The organism is Alkalihalophilus lindianensis, assembly GCF_032843265.1.
Classification (GTDB): Bacteria; Bacillota; Bacilli; order Bacillales; family Bacillaceae_D; genus Alkalihalophilus; species Alkalihalophilus lindianensis.
Genome location: NZ_JAWJBA010000857.1, coordinates 1 through 244 on the forward strand (window position 1 = coordinate 1; position 244 = coordinate 244).

The 244-nt window shown below is 69.7% G+C and carries 1 protein-coding gene; it reads right to left on the reverse strand.

The features are described from left to right. Window positions 1-157 (reverse strand): DMT family transporter (locus tag RYX56_RS26780; protein WP_500660699.1); only part of this gene is annotated, 157 nt, incomplete at its 3' end. Window positions 158-244 lie beyond the last annotated feature (87 nt).

Sequence of the window (244 nt, forward strand, 5' to 3'; positions counted from 1 at the left end):
GCGCGACCGACAGCAGATAGAAGGCCAGGCCGTAGCAGACCGCCATCCCCGCCGTCGGCCAGACCTTCGTGAACTGCTGGCTCTGCTGCAACAGGGTCGTGCCCACGACCTCCAGCCCGATGGCCCCCAGCAGGGCCGCCCAGGTTATGGGGCTCACGCCTCGTTGGCCGTGATCAGATGGCCGGGCGTCAGCAGCGACAGCAGGGCCCGCCGCTGGTCCAGCGACACCGCATGCGTGCCGAAG